This is a genomic window from Halorubrum sp. ASP1 (assembly GCF_005435135.1).
Classification (GTDB): domain Archaea; phylum Halobacteriota; class Halobacteria; order Halobacteriales; family Haloferacaceae; genus Halorubrum; species Halorubrum tropicale.
This window is the reverse complement of the sequence record NZ_SGUA01000083.1, coordinates 1-247: the sequence shown is the minus strand read 5'-3', so window position 1 is coordinate 247 and position 247 is coordinate 1. Positions and strand designations below refer to the sequence as shown.

The window sequence follows — 247 nt, the reverse complement described above, 5'->3', positions numbered from 1 at the left end:
GCCGAGAAAGGGGTTCCGGCCGTTCTTTGCCCGGCTGTTCTCGAGCGCGGCGCGGCTCGATCTCAGCGATCTTCGGACGCGGGTGAGTGTGAACGGGTCGGCGAGTCAGAAGGTGTACGTCGACCCGTTCACACTCACCCGCGTCCGAAGATCGCTGAGATCGAGCCGCGCCGCGCTCGAGAACAGCCGGGCAAAGAACGGCCGGAACCCCTTTCTCGGCACCAGCCGGCCGTTCCCGTCCGGCGCC

The 247-nt window shown here is 67.6% G+C and carries 1 protein-coding gene; it reads left to right on the top strand.

Features of this window, described 5'->3' with window-relative positions:
* On the top strand, positions 1–247 hold a 247-nt coding region (locus tag EXE48_RS18320), incomplete at both ends, for a hypothetical protein (RefSeq protein WP_137712181.1).